Source organism: Paraburkholderia sp. GAS33 (assembly GCF_050436645.1).
Lineage (GTDB): Bacteria > Pseudomonadota > Gammaproteobacteria > Burkholderiales > Burkholderiaceae > Paraburkholderia > Paraburkholderia phenazinium_B.
Map to the genome: position 1 here is coordinate 43,349 of NZ_JBNDMP010000016.1, position 14,229 is coordinate 57,577.

Consider the following 14,229-nt stretch of genomic DNA (forward strand, 5'->3'; position numbering starts at 1 on the left):
TGATGCATTGCGTCACAACTCGAAACGGTTGTTACGCCTCTGCAAGCCATCTGGCGCGCATGTGCTGCGAACCTGGGCAAGATGACCAACGGGGATTGATCCGCGTCGCAGCGGGCGGCGCGGCAGCAAGCGGGACGCGAACGTTCAGCGATCGAGCTTGTAGAAGAAGTAGACTGTGCTGGCGGCAAACATGCCGAACAGGGCCACGCCCATTGCCATTGCGAGATCCATGAGGCCTCCGGAAGTCGTGCGGCCCGAAAGGTTAAATGACCGGGCAGTGGGACGGATTATCGTCAAGCTTACCGGTCGTGCGAACCCGTAATTGCCCGGGAAGGGTTTCCCCGTAGGCCAAACGGGCGCAAAATCGGCTCCGGACCGCGTGCCGCAGTTCGAGCCAATCGATCGACGCAGGTGATCATCGCAGTCAACCGTGCAGTCATTCGTATTAACCGCTCCTAACCAGAACCGTTCACCATGGCCCAATTCCAGCATCAGGACATCCTAGAGATCGCCGATGGCGCCTCGCTGCTTCGTATCGCGCCGCAAGCCGGCGGACGGCTGCTGTCGTGGCACATTGACGGCCAGCAGGTGATCCATTGGCCCGACGTGGCCGACTGGAGCCAGCCTGCGAAAATCCGCGGCGGCAATCCTTTGCTGTTTCCGTTTCTCGGACGCCATCGCGTCGACGGCCAGATTGGCCGCTGGCGCGACGCCGAAGGGACGGTGCGCGATCTGCCGATGCACGGCTTCGCGCGCGATCTGCCGTTCACCGCAAGCGTCGAACCGGCCTCGGCGACGCACAGCACGACGGTGCGCATGACGCTCGCAGACAGCGACGCCACCCGCGCCGGCTATCCGTTCGGCTTCCGCTTCGAGGCCGCCTACCGGCTCGCGGACGACCACACGCTCGACGTCGAACTCACCACCGTTAACACCGGCAATACACCGCTGCCCTACTACGCCGGCCATCACTTCTACTTCTCGCTGCCGCACACGCAACGCAGCGAGACGGTGCTCGAGCTGCCGCATACCCGGCGTTGCTATCAGCAGCCAGACGGCTCGATCAGCGCGCCTGAACCGGGCGAGCCGAGCTACACGCTCGACGAGACGCTTATCCTCGACCGCTTCCATTGCCTCGACGGCCTGCCTGAGCGGCCCGTGAGACTTGTCGCGCCAGGCCTGAACCGCACGATCACGATCGACCTGCAACGACCCGGTTCCGTGCCCTGGTATGCCGTCACGACCTGGACGGAAGCCGCGGAGTCGGACTTCTATTGCATCGAGCCGTGGCTCGGCCTGCCCGACGCGATCCACAACGGCCTGGGCCTGCGCTGGCTCGAACCGGGCCAGACGGAAACGGCCGCGTTGCGCATCACGGTCGGCGCCCTGCGCTGAATCGCCATACACCTGCCGGCGACTAGCGAGCAATGCGGGCCGCCGGGCGGTGCCTGGACGCCGCGCCACGCCATGCCGCTCATGCAGCGTCATCTCAATTCGCGTGCTGCGGTGCAAAACCGTTAGAATCGGTCGTTTTTTGCCCATCTGTCGCGCAATCGGGATCGGCGCGCGGCAGCGCTTTGCGAGGTCCAATGTTGGGAACAAGAAAAATTAAACGGCTCGCTTGCGTGTCGTTACTTGCAGTGCTCGTCGCGTGCGGGTCTGCGCCAGTCGGTCCGGGGTTCTATCGTGTCGAACGCGGCGATACTTTGCTGAAGATCGCCCGCAGTAACCGGGTATCGGTCCAGAGCATCGTGCGCTGGAACAATCTGTCGAATCCGGACAGCATCGAGGTCGGTCAGGTGCTACGCGTGGTGCCGCCCGGCAATTCGGCGCCGATCACCTCCGCGACGGCAAGCAGCGGCTCGTACAGCGGTCGTGGCAGCACAGCGGCGCCAGCAGCACCGCGCAGCGCGCCCAGCGACGTGTCGCCCGCCCCCGCGCCGGCCTCGTCGATCTCGCTCGTGTGGCCGACCAACGGCACGGTGATACGCCGCTTCGACGGCTCGAACTCGAAGGGCATCGATATCGCCGGCAGCGCGGGCACGCCGGTCGTCGCGGCGGCCGCCGGGACCGTGGTGTACGCCGGCAACGGCCTGCGCGGCTACGGCAACCTGCTGATACTCAAGCACAATGCAGATTATCTGACCGCCTACGCGCACAACCGCGTGCTGCTCGTGAAGGAAGGTCAGAGCGTGACCCAGGGCGAGAAAATCGCAGAAATGGGCGACAGCGACACGGATCGCGCCATGCTTCATTTCGAGTTGCGCTATCAGGGCCGCTCGATCGACCCCTCGCGTGCGCTTCCGGCACGTTAATTGCTTCTACAGGCAGTTCGCACGGCACTCCTGGTACCGTGCGATGTCCCCTCCGACACCCGACGATGCGGCGACAAGCCAGCGCATCGGTCACCACACTCCATGAGGAGCCTCCGATGAAATCTGGATGGACCCCATCCGCAAAGGCCCTCGCGGCCGTGGCTGCAAGCGTTGCTGCGCTGACGCTCGCGAGCCTTGGCGGCTGCGCCAGCTCCACCAAAATGACCTACCTCCCGAGTGGAGACACAGGCTTTGCCATCAACTGCAGCGGCAGCGACGCGAGCGAGAGTTGGGCCGAATGTTACAAACGCGCCGGCGAAGTATGCGGTTCGTATGGCTACGACGTCATCTCGAAGGATGTCGACAACGGTGCCACCTCGGGTGGCTCGATCGGTGGCATCCTCGGTGCAAACGTCAAGAACCGCTCCATGGTGGTTCGCTGCAAGCAGTAAGCGCAAATGAGACCCGCAAGCGGCGCTGCACGACACGGCGCCGCCCCCGCTGCGCGACAATTCGTGCTCCGGTCATGGCTTTAAGACCAGCTTAAAGCGGTGTGAGCACGCTCATATCCGATAACCGAGAGTTCTCATTTGGTGTGAATTGAACCGCTATAAATATCATCGAATGCAATTCATCTGATCCCCTAACGAAAAAAAGCCCGGCTCGAGGCCGGGCTAACGGGGGTTCGGCGCATATCGGTAAAGGACCGGTTCACCATGCGCCAAAACCGAATCTATCAACGGCGGCAGGGGCATGCAATCGATTAATTTCGCAAAAAATGTGCTTCGCCGCACGGAATACGCATTCCGTGAACGAAAATTAATGAGATAGTTCGAATAACGCGATTCAAATGAAACGGAATGACGGGCTTATGAGGATCGCTACCAAACCTGCCCGCACAACATGAAGTCCTTACTGGCATTGCGTTCTGGAGCAACGCCGCACTGCACGATTGAGCCACGTTCCGATTTAACTGTCAAATCCTGAAAGCATTTTTCCGGTGATTACTACCGCCGATTTCCCTTGCCTGCCTTCGGTCGTCTTTGGTGCGAAGGCGCACGTTCCAGTTGTATTTAATCGTGGGTCGCGGCCATTCGCATAATGCGACTTTTCAGTTATTCTGGATTAATTCGCATCTCGCGGAGCATTTTAGCCATTTTTTATCGGTTAAATCCGACGAGATAAAGCACTCGCTAGCCGTCATCCGCTAACCCGGCGCATCACAAGACGCGCAGCCCCAGTTCAGTCACCAGCACAGCGGCCTGCTGGTGGGAAATCGTCGCGCCGCGAAACAGTCCCGCGTCCACGAGACGTACGCCGCTCAGATCGGCAAGGCGCAGGTCTGCGCCATCGAAACGGGCACCTTTGAGGTTGGCGTCCTTGAGGCTGCCGCCTTCGAACCGCGCCTCCCGGAAGTCGGCGCCGGCGAGGTCGGCATCGGAGAAATCGAGTTCTTGCAGCGTGGCTTTGCGAAATGACAGGCCACGCAGATGCGCGCCGACCAGCAGCGTCTCGACGAACGTCAGGCCCAGCGCGGTGCAGGCCTCGAAGTTCGCGCCTGTGAGTTTGCATCCGGTGTAGTTGACTGACGCGAGCTTGGCGCGGCGCCAGCTCGTATTGTTGAGATCGCTCGACTGAAACACGGCGTCGACGAGGTCCGCCGAGGCGAAATCCGCCTGCCGCCCACGGCAACGCAACCAGCGGCTTTGCGTCAGTGCGGCGCCGAAAAACGAAGCCTCGACGATGGTGCAGCGATGAAATTCGGCGCTACGCAAATCGAGCCGCGACAGATCCGCGCCCTCGAAGTCGCAGTCTTCGAACCGAATCGGACCATGAGTGGCGGCGAGCAATCGCTGCACGTCTTCACGTGCGAGCGTGGCATCGGCGACGATGTGAACGCCCGCGGCAGGCGTCGTAGAATTGAGCGACATGAAAAAGTTGTTCCGTTCGACCGGCGCGTGCTGGACCCAAAAACCTTGTGAGTCACTTAAGTTAAAGCGAAAAGGCCCAACGCCGATTCGCCGAAAACGGCAAGCGTACCCGAACGCGCCTTCGCTGTGGAGGGCGCTCGCCGATGGTTTATAGTAGCGGCCGCCTGTCAACCACCGCTTTTAACACCGCCTGATCCGATGACATCGAACGACGCCGCCCACAGTCCGCTTTACCTCTCGCTGCTCGCGGAAACCGCGAAAATCGGCTGGCCTGAGCTCGAGCGCTTCTTTGCGCGCGGCATCCTGCTGCACGTCGCGCGGGACCTCGATCTGGTCAGCGTCGCCGAGGCGATTGCCAGCGACGATACGGCCCAGGTAACGCAGTGGTTGTCAGCGGGCCTCGTCGAGCGCATGCCGAGCGAAACCGCCGCCGATTTCGCCGCGCGCGATCCAGACCTTTGGGCCGTGGTGGTCTCGCCGTGGGTTTGCGTGCAGGAACGCGGTTGAATCAAGTCTGGGGATGTCTACGGAGTGGTAGCGGATTCTCTGCCAGCCGCTCGCGCATTCCAGTTACCGCTTGAAACAAGCGCATACATATCACGCGCACCCGGCGCCCTAGAATGGTTGCAGCCCGCGCTCTCCGCGCGAACAGTCTGCGCGGGTCAGAAGCGCCGGCGTGCCCGCGCCGGTGCTTCGCCTTTATTGCGACGGCTGCACGGGTCGCGCCGTATCCGGCGTGTCCAGCATGGAAGGAGGCCGGTCGTCGGTCGGCACGCCGTGATAATCAGCCGGGTCTTTCGGCGGCGAGCCATGGTGGCCGGACGCGGGATCATTCGAGCAGCCCGCCAGGACTACTGCAGCAAATACAATCAAAAGGGCGCGATTCATAGACTCTCTAAAGGAAACATAACAGCGCAAGCGCGCCGAGAGTCTACCTGCAAAGTCTTTTTGCGGCAGTGGCCGCCATCGGCCATCACGACGCCACGTGCCAATGCGTATGGCGCCAATGCGTACGGCATATGCCGTTTTTTTGCCGTCTGACCTACTATGTACACATGGCTGCAATCGACGAAGGAGGCTGCCATGGACGCTGAATCGATCGCGGGTTTTGTCGGGCTCGCGGTGGGCCTGCTGGTCCTGATAGGTTTGTCGGTTTTCGAATCGCGGACCTACCGGCGTGAGCACAACGGTGAAGGCATGATGCATCACTGGCTGTCCGAGCATCACGTGCTCAACTGGACGCGCCGCAGGCACTGACCCGGCGCCGACACCGCGCTGACCTCTACCGCCCTCGCGGCCATTCAGTTTTACGGCCGCGAGATGCGCTACGCAGGGTCGGCATGATCCGATTTGCCGCGCGGTAGCGAAGCCCCGCGGCACGGAAGGTTATTGCGCTGTCCGCGACGCCGCCGCGCTATACCCCAGCCTTGGCCAGCACCACAATCGATACCCCTAACGCGTCGCGCTGCGGATCCTCATTGCGATACGAATGCGGCACATGGCCAGGAAACGCGAGCACGTCGCCCGTTTCGAGTCCGTGCCGTTCACCCGCCACAAAAATCGCGACCCGCCCTTCCATGCAGGTGAAGTACTCGCGCGTGCCGGGCAGATGCGGCGTGCCACGCATATAGGCGCCCGGCGCGAACGCCATCGTCTCCAGAATGCCATCCGGCACAGGCTCCGGGACCAGTGGTCGGATCGTCAAACCGTTGCCGCGATTTTGCGCGGAGATATCGTCGACCGACCATTTGCGGACCTTGGCACGTGGCGAGGCGAGCAATTCATCGAGCGGCGCGCCAAGCGCACTGGCCACCTTCATTAGCACCGCCAGCGATGGATTGCCTTCGCCCGATTCCAGATTGGCCACCGTCGAACGCGGCACTCCCGACGACTTCGCCAACCCTTCCTGGGTCAACGCACGCGCGTGACGCAACGCTACGAGGTTGCGCGCCAGATGCTGGGCCGCGTTCGACCTGTCGGGCCCGCTCTCGGGAGCGGGTTCAAAAGCAGTCTCGTCCATCGTATCGACTTTCTGACAAGGAATTGGACATCGCACTCGGCCGTGCGCCGTGGGGTTCCTATTATCGGGCCATCGAGACGGCGCGGGTGAAGCGATCGTCTCGCCCTGAACCGGAGAACTCACATGATCCACACGCCCCACAATCTGCAAGACATTCGTGTCGCTCTGACCGGCGGAACCTCGGGGCTCGGCCTCGCCTTGATGGACGAACTGCTGACGCGCGGCGCGCGCGTCGCTTTCGTGGCTCGCGATCAACGGCGCGTGGCCGAGGTGGCTGCGGCGCGTCCGAAGGTGGCGGGTATCGTCGGCGATATCTCGAACAAGGATGACATCTATCCGCTCGCGATGCAGATCAGCGGCCTGCTCGGCGGCGTCGACGTGCTGGTGAACAATGCATCCGCGCTCGGTCCAGTGCCGCTCGCGCTGCTCGCCGATACGGAGTGCGAAGATTTCGAAACGGCGCTAGCGACCAATCTGCTCGGGCCGTTCCGTCTCACACGCGCGCTGCTCGGCTCGCTCACTGCCGCCGCCCGCGAACGGGGCGGCGCCGTCGTGCTGAACGTCTCGAGCGATGCGGCAATCGAGCCGTATCCGGGCTGGGGCGCATACGGTGCGAGCAAGGCCGGCCTACGTCATCTGAGCCGCATCTGGGACCAGGAACTGGCCACGCAGAAAGTGCGTGTGCTGTCGCTCGATCCTGGGGACATGGACACACCGCTGCATGCCCTCGCTGCGCCCGGCGACGACCCGACGACCCTGAAGCGTCCCGCCGACGCAGCCCGCGAATTCGCTGACGCAATCGAAGCGGCATTGCATGCGCTGCGCGATCCGGCCCACCTTGAAGGAGTACGAGCATGACGATGCGCGCCGCCACGCTGCCTGTTCAACGTCCTCACGATGCACGCCTGCTGGTGGTCGACCGTCACGGGCATATCGAGCATCGACCACGCCACGCATTCGTGGAATTGCTGCGCGCGGGCGATTGCATAATCGCGAACGATGCTGCAACGCTACCCGCCAGTCTGCACGGCATCCATCGACGCAGCGGTGCCGTGATCGAAATTCGCCTCGCGGGACGCGCGTCGCTCGATCCACAAGACGTCAAACGCTTTACTGCCGTGGTGTTCGGGGGCGGCGATTTTCACACGCCGACCGAAGCGCGTGCTGCCCCGCCGCCGCTCGCGCCTGGTGACCGGCTGAGCTTCGGCAAGCTCGAGGCGACCATCGTGCGGATGCTCGATCATCCGCGTCTCGTGGAGCTGCAGTTTCATGCGGACGCGGCGCACATCTGGGAGACGCTGGCACAACAAGGCAAGCCGGTGCAGTACGCCCATCTGCACGAGGCGCTGGCGTTATGGGATGTGTGGACACCGATCGCCGCACAGCGAGTGGCGTTCGAACCGCCCTCCGCGGGCTTCGTGCTCGACTGGCGCAGCATCGATGCGCTGCAGGTGCGCGGCATTCCGTTTGCGACGCTGACGCACGCAGCGGGCCTGTCATCCACCGGCGACGCGGCGCTCGATCAGCGCTTGCCGTTCGACGAACCGTATCGCATTCCGGCTGCCACTGCTGCGCTGATCGCTGCCACGCGCGCACGGCAGGGACGCGTCGTCGCTATCGGCACGACGGTTGTGCGGGCGCTTGAACACGCGGCGAGCGGCAACGGCGTCGTGCATGCGGGCGACGGCGTCGCCACCCAACGAATCGGACCACAGACGCAGTTGCATACGGTGGATGTGATTGTCTCCGGTACGCATGAGCCGGACACCAGTCACTACGCGTTGTTGCGCGCCTTCACCGATACCCTGACGCTGCAGGGCGTGACCGATGAGCTGGACGCGCACCGCTATCGCACGCATGAGTTTGGCGATTCCGTGTGGATCGAGCGGCGTGCCTGCGTCGTGCGAGACGCGCGGATGCGCCCGGTGGATCCGCGCGAACGGGAACGTTGCCCAGCGCCGGGCATAGGCCTTGCTGACTCGCACCGCAAGGACAGCGCGATGCCGGCGGTCCCGTCAAGCCGGCCCAACCGTGCCGGACCCACCCTACGCAACGTACGCACCGTATCAGACGAACTGGCGCCAGTCGCGCACTCGCCTGACAAGGAGACATCGCATGACACTCGGAACCATCCTGCTGATCATCCTGATCCTGCTGCTGATTGGCGCCCTGCCAAGCTGGCCGTATAGCAGCGGCTGGGGATACCGGCCGACCGGTCTGCTCGGTATCGTACTGATCGTGGTGATCATCCTGCTGCTGATGGGACGAATCTAGTGGGCCAGGTGAAGCGCTGATCGCGCTCCTTCAGCTTCTCGTTCGCGCTTTTTCTATTTCAGGATTGACGGTCATAGGTCAGACCAGATAGAATCTCTGATTCGTCGGAGCGTAGCGCAGCCTGGTAGCGCATCTGATTTGGGATCAGAGGGTCGTAGGTTCGAATCCTATCGCTCCGACCATGGAATCAAAGGGTTACACGCTTCGGCGTGTAACCCTTTTTCTTTTCGATCGGGCATGGACGGTTCAGAATGTTTTCTGTCCGCGGCTGACGAATGCCCTGACTCTGCCTAAAGGATCGATCCGTGCGCAAATTCGTATTGCTCATCCTGCTCGCGACGTTCGTCGCAGCGTTCGCACCTGTCACTGCCGAGGCGCGCCCCCGCGTCGTCTGCAAGCACGTCTGGTATCGCGGTCATCTGGTGCGTCGTTGCCGTCAGGTGCCCCCGCCGCGACATCATCGGCATCGCCGGCCGCCCCATCGCCAACCGGGCTACGTTTGAGGTAGGGCATTGCGTCGGCAGCAACGATGCAGGCGCCCGGCGTCCAATGCGGCCGTCGCTGTCTTGATTATTGCACGGAGCCTGGCGGCGACGTCCTGGGATACGTCGGATGCACTAACATCGAAGCAAAGCTTGTGATGCAGGACGCCTCACAAGGACAAATGCGTTTAGGGCGGATGATCCGCACCAAACGTCAATGCCTCGGTCGACTGAACTCGTAAAGCCGCCGACGCTGCATCTCGCCGATCACGCGCTTGCGCGCACGCTCGCGCCGGTAGTGACCAATGGCGAAAACCACCGCAATCAACAAGACCAAAAATCCAATAGCGGTGGCCAAAACAGTCGCGTCCATAGCGGCCTCATGTCAGATGCTGCGTTCAACTGCAGCGGCGTTCAATCACTGCACAGCTAACACCCACAACAATCTGTGCGCCGCAAAGGCGCCCTTTCGGGTCACCCTACGTACGACTCAACGACCGCACAGCCATACAACACATGCTCAAACCGCTCGCCAAGGCGGCATTTCGCTACCGCGCCTGACGACCTTAATGACCTGCTTGCGACGAGCCGTTGCTGCCGACGCCATAGCCGCTCGCGTCAGCCTTTTCGGCGGCAACACGAGCTTCGGCGGCTTGAATGTTCTCGGGGTAGTTCATCCAGTCGCGCGGGTTATAGCCGGCCTTCTCCAGCTCCACGAGTTGGGCGCGCACTTCCGCGCGCGTCAACGGTTGGCTCGATTGCGCAAATGCTGCAAGCGGTGCAGCGATCAGGGCGGCGATAACAGCAGCTTCAATCAGCGACTTCATGACGACTACCTCCAGAAATTGTCTTATCTGTCGCAACACCGACCACGGTGTTCGACGTATGACAACATTTTATGGTTAACCATGACTAGGGTAAATACCTATGCGATGAAAACACTGTTGTCAAAAACATTCCAATACTGGGATAGCGCCTGACCATTGTTGACAGTGTCTTTCGTCACGCCGTCATAGCATTGGAACTCCGGTCCGGCGCCCGTCACTGGAAGTCGCCGCAACCGTCCATTAGCCCGTCGCGGATGGATATCGGATGCTAAAAAACACGCCACATGCCAGGCTTCAACCCAAGGGCGCGCAGAAACTGATGTTCCTGGATCAGGAGATCGCACATATTGCGTCGGTGATGCCGGCCAGCCTGGCCGAGGGCCGAGGCGGACCGATCCTGTCGTCGCGTTACTGGCGCACCCGGCTCAACAAGCTTCTGGATGCCGCCCATCTGACGCGCTCCCAGTTGTACGCATTGGATCGTCTGCTTCGCCAGCTCGATGCATTCGAGGCGAAACACCGGCGGGCCGAAGCGGCCAACGACCCGTCCGCGTTGCTCAATATCTCCACAACATGCGTGCCGCATCCGCGGACGTCCTGATCTACCCACTGGTTTGTCCACCGCGCAAACGACGCCTCGCGAAACGCGACTTGTCTTTTGGCGAACTGTTGGCTTGATAACGGTGCTCGCTGAATCGTCTATCTAAGATGACTGCTGACCAAATTCCACGGGATCAAGCCATGCGCTATCCGTTCGATATCGCCGTTACGTATGCCCTGCTAGTGCTCGTGATGTGCTGCGTGGTGAAGCTGACCGTAGCCTGAATCAAGCCCAATCAGCCGCAGCTTTACAGCTCGAGCCGATAGCGACCCTTCACACACACGACCGCGCTCGGGCGCGCGCATGCTGTGGCTGCCGCCGTCCATCCGCGGCGGCGCCTCCCAGATCCAGATCCGCCACAACAGGCGCAGAAAGCCGCTCCATGTCGCGCAGCGTGTGACAACACCGCCTGAACTGGCTGAGCACCCCCCGCTGCACGCCCTTTAGCAAACCACCTTGCTGTCACGCACGCAGCCATGCGACAGTGGTACAACACTGCGTCGCTCGAAAGTCCGCACCCATCTTGCATGGGACCGGAGCAAGAGCTCTGCATGGGACCCGAAGCGCGCCAAAGCGCCGCTCCGGTCGATAAAGGAGACAGCCATGAACCTGATCCTCTGGCGCCATGCCGAGGCCGAAGAGATCGCGCCGACCGACCTCGCCCGCCAGTTGACCGTGCGCGGCCGCAAGCAGGCGCAAGCCGTGGCGAAGTGGCTGCGCGCGCGGCTCGACGAGGACGCCGTGATTCTCTCGAGTCCGGCGGCGCGCACCATCCAGACGGTCGAGAACCTCACCGACCAATACCGCGTGGTGCGCGAACTCGCGCCCGGCGCCAGCGCCGCTGACGTGCTGACCGCCGCCGGCTGGCCGGCAGGCATCGCATCGACGGTAGTGATCGTCGGCCATCAGCCCACGCTCGGTCACGTCGCCGCACAGTTGCTTGCGAACAACAGCGAATCGAGCTGGCCGCTCAAGAAAGCTGGCGTATGGTGGCTTGCAAACCGGGAGCGCGACGGCGACGAGCAGGTCGTGCTGCGCGCCGCCATCAGCCCGGATCTGCTGTAACCGACCGTAAAAGCTTGCGGCACAAAAACGCCGTTTAGCTTACGGACCGACATCTAACGGTCACAACATTGCCATGCGAGCGTCATCGGGCGTTACTACATTGGCGAAAAAGCGAATTTCTCCTTTTTCGACCAGGAACGCCACATGCAAGATCTGCCGACGTCCTCCCTGCCATTCGCTTCGAATCTCGAGACGCGTCGCCGTCTGCCGCGTGCCGAGGAAACGGTTACCGCGCAACACCGGCTGCAAGTAGCCTGGGCGCGGACCGAAGAAGAACTGCGCGAAGCCCAGCATCTGCGTTACCGGGTTTTCGCCGACGAAATGGGCGCCCGTCTGACGGGCCCTGCAGGCCTTGATGTCGACGCATTCGATCACTACTGCGATCACCTGCTGGTGCGCGATCTCGATACGCTGAAAGTGGTCGGCACCTATCGCGCGTTGCCACCGCATCAGGCCGCGCGCATCGGCCGCCTGTATGCCGAAAGCGAGTTCGATGTTTCGCGTCTCACTCACCTGCGGCCGAAGATGGTCGAAGTGGGCCGTTCATGCGTGCACCCGGACTACCGCAGCGGCGCGGTAATCATGTCGCTGTGGGGCGGTCTCGCGGCGTACATGATGCACAACGGCTACGAAACGATGCTTGGCTGTGCAAGCGTGTCGATGGCCGACGGCGGCCACTACGCGGCGAACCTGTACTGCGCGCTGCGCGACAACGCGATGACGTCGCAGGAATACCGGGCCTTTCCGCACACGCCGCTACCCGTCGAAGAGTTGCAAACCGGCGCGAACGTTGCGCCACCGCCGCTCGTCAAAGGTTATCTGCGAGTTGGCGCAAAAATTTGCGGCGCGCCGGCCTGGGATCCTGACTTCAACACGGCCGATTTTCTGACGCTGCTGCGCTTGTCTGAAATCAATGAACGCTACGCGCGCCACTTCCTGGGCGATGCATTGCCGGGGTGAGCGAAGCGACGCCACACTTCTTCGCAGGTGCGAATGCAAAACAGCCCGGCAGATTGGCTCTGCCGGGCTGTTTTGTTTCAAACATTGCTGCTGCGTATAGGTGTAGCCAGCGGCGCGCGATCGACGTATCGTCAGTCGTCCGTATAAACGACGCGATACGGGATGCCCACCTTCTCCCATTCCGCGGCTTCCTGAATCATGCTGTAGTCAGTGAGCGGGTTGTTCGCCACCCATTCCTTCGGCAAACGCACTTCGTAGCCATTGTTCACGCGACTTACGGCGATACCCGGCAAACCGACATCCGCACGGCGCCGGCACAACAGCGCAGCGAGACGCAGACAGAACAGCAGCGGCCACTCCACCTCACGCGTTTGCGACAGTTTGCCGAGCTTGCCCGCATGGCCCAGCACGAGCGCCGCGAGACGCGCCTGATCAGTGCGCGAAAAGCCCGGCATGTCCGCGTTGCTGGCGATATAGGCCGAGTGCTTGTGATACGCGCTGTGCGAGATGGACAGCCCGATCTCGTGCAGCGACGCCGCCCAACTCAGGAACATGCGGTTCTCGGCGCGACGTTCGCCATCCGGCTCGTCGAACTGATCGTAGAAGCTCACCGCCAGATCGCCGATGCGCCCTGCTTGCGCGCGATCCACGCCGTAGCGGCGCATGAAGCCTTCCACGGTGACCGTGCGCATATCTTCGTGCTGCGAACGCCCCAGCAGGTCGTACAGCACGCCGAGACGCAAGGCGCCGTCGGTGGTGTCGACGTAATCGACACCCAGTTCGTCGAACACGGCCAGCATGATCGACAGGCCGCCCGCCAGCACCGGAATCCGGTCCGCTTTCAGCGCCACCAGTTTCAGCCGGTTGACGTTCTCAGCCTTGATCAACGCACGCTTCAGGCGTTCGAGGCCGCCGCGCGAAATGCCATGCGTGATGCCTGCGTCGTTAAAGCCGTTCGCTTCCACCAGTTCCGCGAGCGCCCGTGCCGTGCCCGACGAACCAATGGCTTGTTCCCAGCCGGTTTTCTTGTACTCGTGAGAAATGATCTGGATTTCGCGGCCGGCGGCAAGCTCGGCCTGACGCATCGTGTACTCGTCGACGTTGCCGGCCGGAAAGAAGGTCCGGCTATGGCTCACGCAGCCGATATACAGACTTTCCATCTTGATCGGCGTGTAGTGCGAGCCGATGATGAATTCCGTGGAACCGCCGCCGATATCGACCACCAACCGCTTACCGGGACTGGCGGGCACCGAGTGCGCAGCGCCGGCGTAAATCAGACGGGCCTCTTCACGCCCGGCAATCACTTCAATCGGGAAACCCAATGCCGCGCGGGCTTCACCAAGAAACTCGCCCGCGTTCTTCGCGATGCGTAGCGTATTCGTGGCGACGGCCCGAACATGATCGGGATGGAAATCGCGCAGCCGCTCACCAAAGCGTTTGAGCGCGTCCCAGCCACGCACCTGCGAGGCGCGGTCGAGCATCTTGTCGCTCGACAGGCCCGCGGCGAGCCGCACGGGCTCGCGTAGCGCGTCGACCTGATAGATCTGGCTGCCGGCATCGGTTTCTTCGACCCGGCCCACGATCAGACGAAAGCTGTTCGAGCCAAGATCGACGGCAGCGAGAAGTTGTGGCGTGTTGACCATCGATTGAGCGGACTCCATACGCGCAAGCGCGGCTATCTTGTTGCTAGCCCCGCCGTTCAAAGACGACATTTTAAGCGTACCGGACCTCACGATGTAACCTTGGCGGTGATT

19 protein-coding genes and 1 tRNA gene are annotated in these 14,229 nt (G+C 62.2%); 13 read left to right on the top strand and 7 right to left on the bottom strand.

Features of this window, described 5'->3' with window-relative positions:
* Nucleotides 1–144: 144 nt before the first annotated feature.
* Complete coding sequence (locus tag P3T24_RS33700) at nucleotides 145–297, bottom strand: hypothetical protein (RefSeq protein ID WP_167379357.1); 153 nt, start codon at nucleotides 295–297, stop codon at nucleotides 145–147.
* Nucleotides 298–474: 177 nt separating this feature from the next.
* Here P3T24_RS33700 and P3T24_RS33705 point away from each other — a divergent pair, with 177 nt between their 5' ends.
* The 3 genes from P3T24_RS33705 (at nucleotide 475) to P3T24_RS33715 (ending at nucleotide 2,767) form a co-directional block, all read left to right on the top strand.
* Nucleotides 475–1,395 carry an aldose epimerase gene (locus P3T24_RS33705; protein ID WP_429441099.1) on the top strand — a complete coding sequence of 307 codons (921 nt, stop codon included), beginning with the start codon at nucleotides 475–477 and terminating at the stop codon, nucleotides 1,393–1,395.
* A 194-nt stretch (nucleotides 1,396–1,589) separates the two neighbouring features.
* The gene (locus tag P3T24_RS33710) at nucleotides 1,590–2,315 is read left to right on the top strand and encodes a peptidoglycan DD-metalloendopeptidase family protein (protein ID WP_429441102.1); all 726 of its coding nucleotides are present in this window, start codon (nucleotides 1,590–1,592) and stop codon (nucleotides 2,313–2,315) included.
* A gap of 116 nt (nucleotides 2,316–2,431) precedes the next feature.
* Complete coding sequence (locus P3T24_RS33715; RefSeq protein WP_429441103.1) at nucleotides 2,432–2,767, top strand: hypothetical protein; 336 nt, start codon at nucleotides 2,432–2,434, stop codon at nucleotides 2,765–2,767.
* Nucleotides 2,768–3,535: 768 nt separating this feature from the next.
* Here P3T24_RS33715 and P3T24_RS33720 read toward each other — a convergent pair.
* Nucleotides 3,536–4,246, bottom strand: coding sequence for a pentapeptide repeat-containing protein (locus tag P3T24_RS33720; RefSeq protein ID WP_429441106.1), 711 nt, complete (start codon nucleotides 4,244–4,246; stop codon nucleotides 3,536–3,538).
* 198 nt (nucleotides 4,247–4,444) lie between these two features.
* On the opposite strand from P3T24_RS33720, the gene P3T24_RS33725 reads away from it, so the two are divergent.
* Entirely contained in the window at nucleotides 4,445–4,753 is a 309-nt protein-coding gene (locus P3T24_RS33725) for a DUF2288 domain-containing protein (RefSeq protein WP_429441108.1), read from the top strand.
* A 192-nt stretch (nucleotides 4,754–4,945) separates the two neighbouring features.
* Here the strand turns inward: P3T24_RS33725 and P3T24_RS33730 are convergent, their stop codons facing one another.
* Nucleotides 4,946–5,134, bottom strand: a complete 189-nt coding sequence (locus tag P3T24_RS33730; protein WP_429404090.1) for a hypothetical protein — start codon at nucleotides 5,132–5,134, stop codon at nucleotides 4,946–4,948.
* Between the two features lie 195 nt (nucleotides 5,135–5,329).
* On the opposite strand from P3T24_RS33730, the gene P3T24_RS33735 reads away from it, so the two are divergent.
* The gene (locus tag P3T24_RS33735; protein ID WP_167379377.1) at nucleotides 5,330–5,503 is read left to right on the top strand and encodes a hypothetical protein; all 174 of its coding nucleotides are present in this window, start codon (nucleotides 5,330–5,332) and stop codon (nucleotides 5,501–5,503) included.
* A gap of 157 nt (nucleotides 5,504–5,660) precedes the next feature.
* Here P3T24_RS33735 and P3T24_RS33740 read toward each other — a convergent pair whose 3' ends face one another.
* On the bottom strand, nucleotides 5,661–6,266 hold the full coding sequence (locus tag P3T24_RS33740) for a helix-turn-helix domain-containing protein (protein WP_074263901.1): 606 nt from the start codon (nucleotides 6,264–6,266) through the stop codon (nucleotides 5,661–5,663).
* Nucleotides 6,267–6,389: 123 nt separating this feature from the next.
* On the opposite strand from P3T24_RS33740, the gene P3T24_RS33745 reads away from it, so the two are divergent.
* The 5 genes from P3T24_RS33745 (at nucleotide 6,390) to P3T24_RS33765 (ending at nucleotide 9,043) form a co-directional block, all read left to right on the top strand.
* A complete protein-coding gene (locus P3T24_RS33745) occupies nucleotides 6,390–7,124 on the top strand; it encodes an SDR family oxidoreductase (protein ID WP_429404088.1) in 735 nt (244 codons plus the stop codon).
* The gene (locus P3T24_RS33750; RefSeq protein ID WP_429441111.1) at nucleotides 7,121–8,455 is read left to right on the top strand and encodes an S-adenosylmethionine:tRNA ribosyltransferase-isomerase; all 1,335 of its coding nucleotides are present in this window, start codon (nucleotides 7,121–7,123) and stop codon (nucleotides 8,453–8,455) included. Before P3T24_RS33745 ends, P3T24_RS33750 begins: the two co-directional genes overlap by 4 nt.
* The gene (locus tag P3T24_RS33755) at nucleotides 8,382–8,540 is read left to right on the top strand and encodes a DUF3309 family protein (protein ID WP_074263898.1); all 159 of its coding nucleotides are present in this window, start codon (nucleotides 8,382–8,384) and stop codon (nucleotides 8,538–8,540) included. The genes P3T24_RS33750 and P3T24_RS33755 overlap by 74 nt, the downstream gene beginning before the upstream one ends.
* Before the next feature lie 105 nt (nucleotides 8,541–8,645).
* Nucleotides 8,646–8,722: transfer RNA gene (locus P3T24_RS33760), tRNA-Pro, on the top strand.
* Between the two features lie 123 nt (nucleotides 8,723–8,845).
* Nucleotides 8,846–9,043, top strand: coding sequence for a hypothetical protein (locus P3T24_RS33765; RefSeq protein ID WP_143787481.1), 198 nt, complete (start codon nucleotides 8,846–8,848; stop codon nucleotides 9,041–9,043).
* Nucleotides 9,044–9,236: 193 nt separating this feature from the next.
* Here P3T24_RS33765 and P3T24_RS33770 read toward each other — a convergent pair whose 3' ends face one another.
* The gene (locus P3T24_RS33770; protein WP_166660752.1) at nucleotides 9,237–9,395 is read right to left on the bottom strand and encodes a hypothetical protein; all 159 of its coding nucleotides are present in this window, start codon (nucleotides 9,393–9,395) and stop codon (nucleotides 9,237–9,239) included.
* 193 nt (nucleotides 9,396–9,588) lie between these two features.
* Nucleotides 9,589–9,849 carry a DUF4148 domain-containing protein gene (locus P3T24_RS33775; RefSeq protein WP_074263896.1) on the bottom strand — a complete coding sequence of 87 codons (261 nt, stop codon included), beginning with the start codon at nucleotides 9,847–9,849 and terminating at the stop codon, nucleotides 9,589–9,591.
* Between the two features lie 265 nt (nucleotides 9,850–10,114).
* Here P3T24_RS33775 and P3T24_RS33780 point away from each other — a divergent pair, with 265 nt between their 5' ends.
* The 3 genes from P3T24_RS33780 (at nucleotide 10,115) to P3T24_RS33790 (ending at nucleotide 12,475) form a co-directional block, all read left to right on the top strand.
* Entirely contained in the window at nucleotides 10,115–10,450 is a 336-nt protein-coding gene (locus P3T24_RS33780) for a hypothetical protein (RefSeq protein WP_429441114.1), read from the top strand.
* Between the two features lie 603 nt (nucleotides 10,451–11,053).
* Complete coding sequence (gene sixA, locus P3T24_RS33785) at nucleotides 11,054–11,515, top strand: phosphohistidine phosphatase SixA (protein ID WP_429404080.1); 462 nt, start codon at nucleotides 11,054–11,056, stop codon at nucleotides 11,513–11,515.
* Between the two features lie 144 nt (nucleotides 11,516–11,659).
* Entirely contained in the window at nucleotides 11,660–12,475 is an 816-nt protein-coding gene (locus P3T24_RS33790; protein ID WP_074263893.1) for a GNAT family N-acetyltransferase, read from the top strand.
* A 131-nt stretch (nucleotides 12,476–12,606) separates the two neighbouring features.
* Here the strand turns inward: P3T24_RS33790 and ppx are convergent, their stop codons facing one another.
* Nucleotides 12,607–14,187, bottom strand: a complete 1,581-nt coding sequence (ppx, locus tag P3T24_RS33795) for an exopolyphosphatase (RefSeq protein WP_429404076.1) — start codon at nucleotides 14,185–14,187, stop codon at nucleotides 12,607–12,609.
* Nucleotides 14,188–14,229 lie beyond the last annotated feature (42 nt).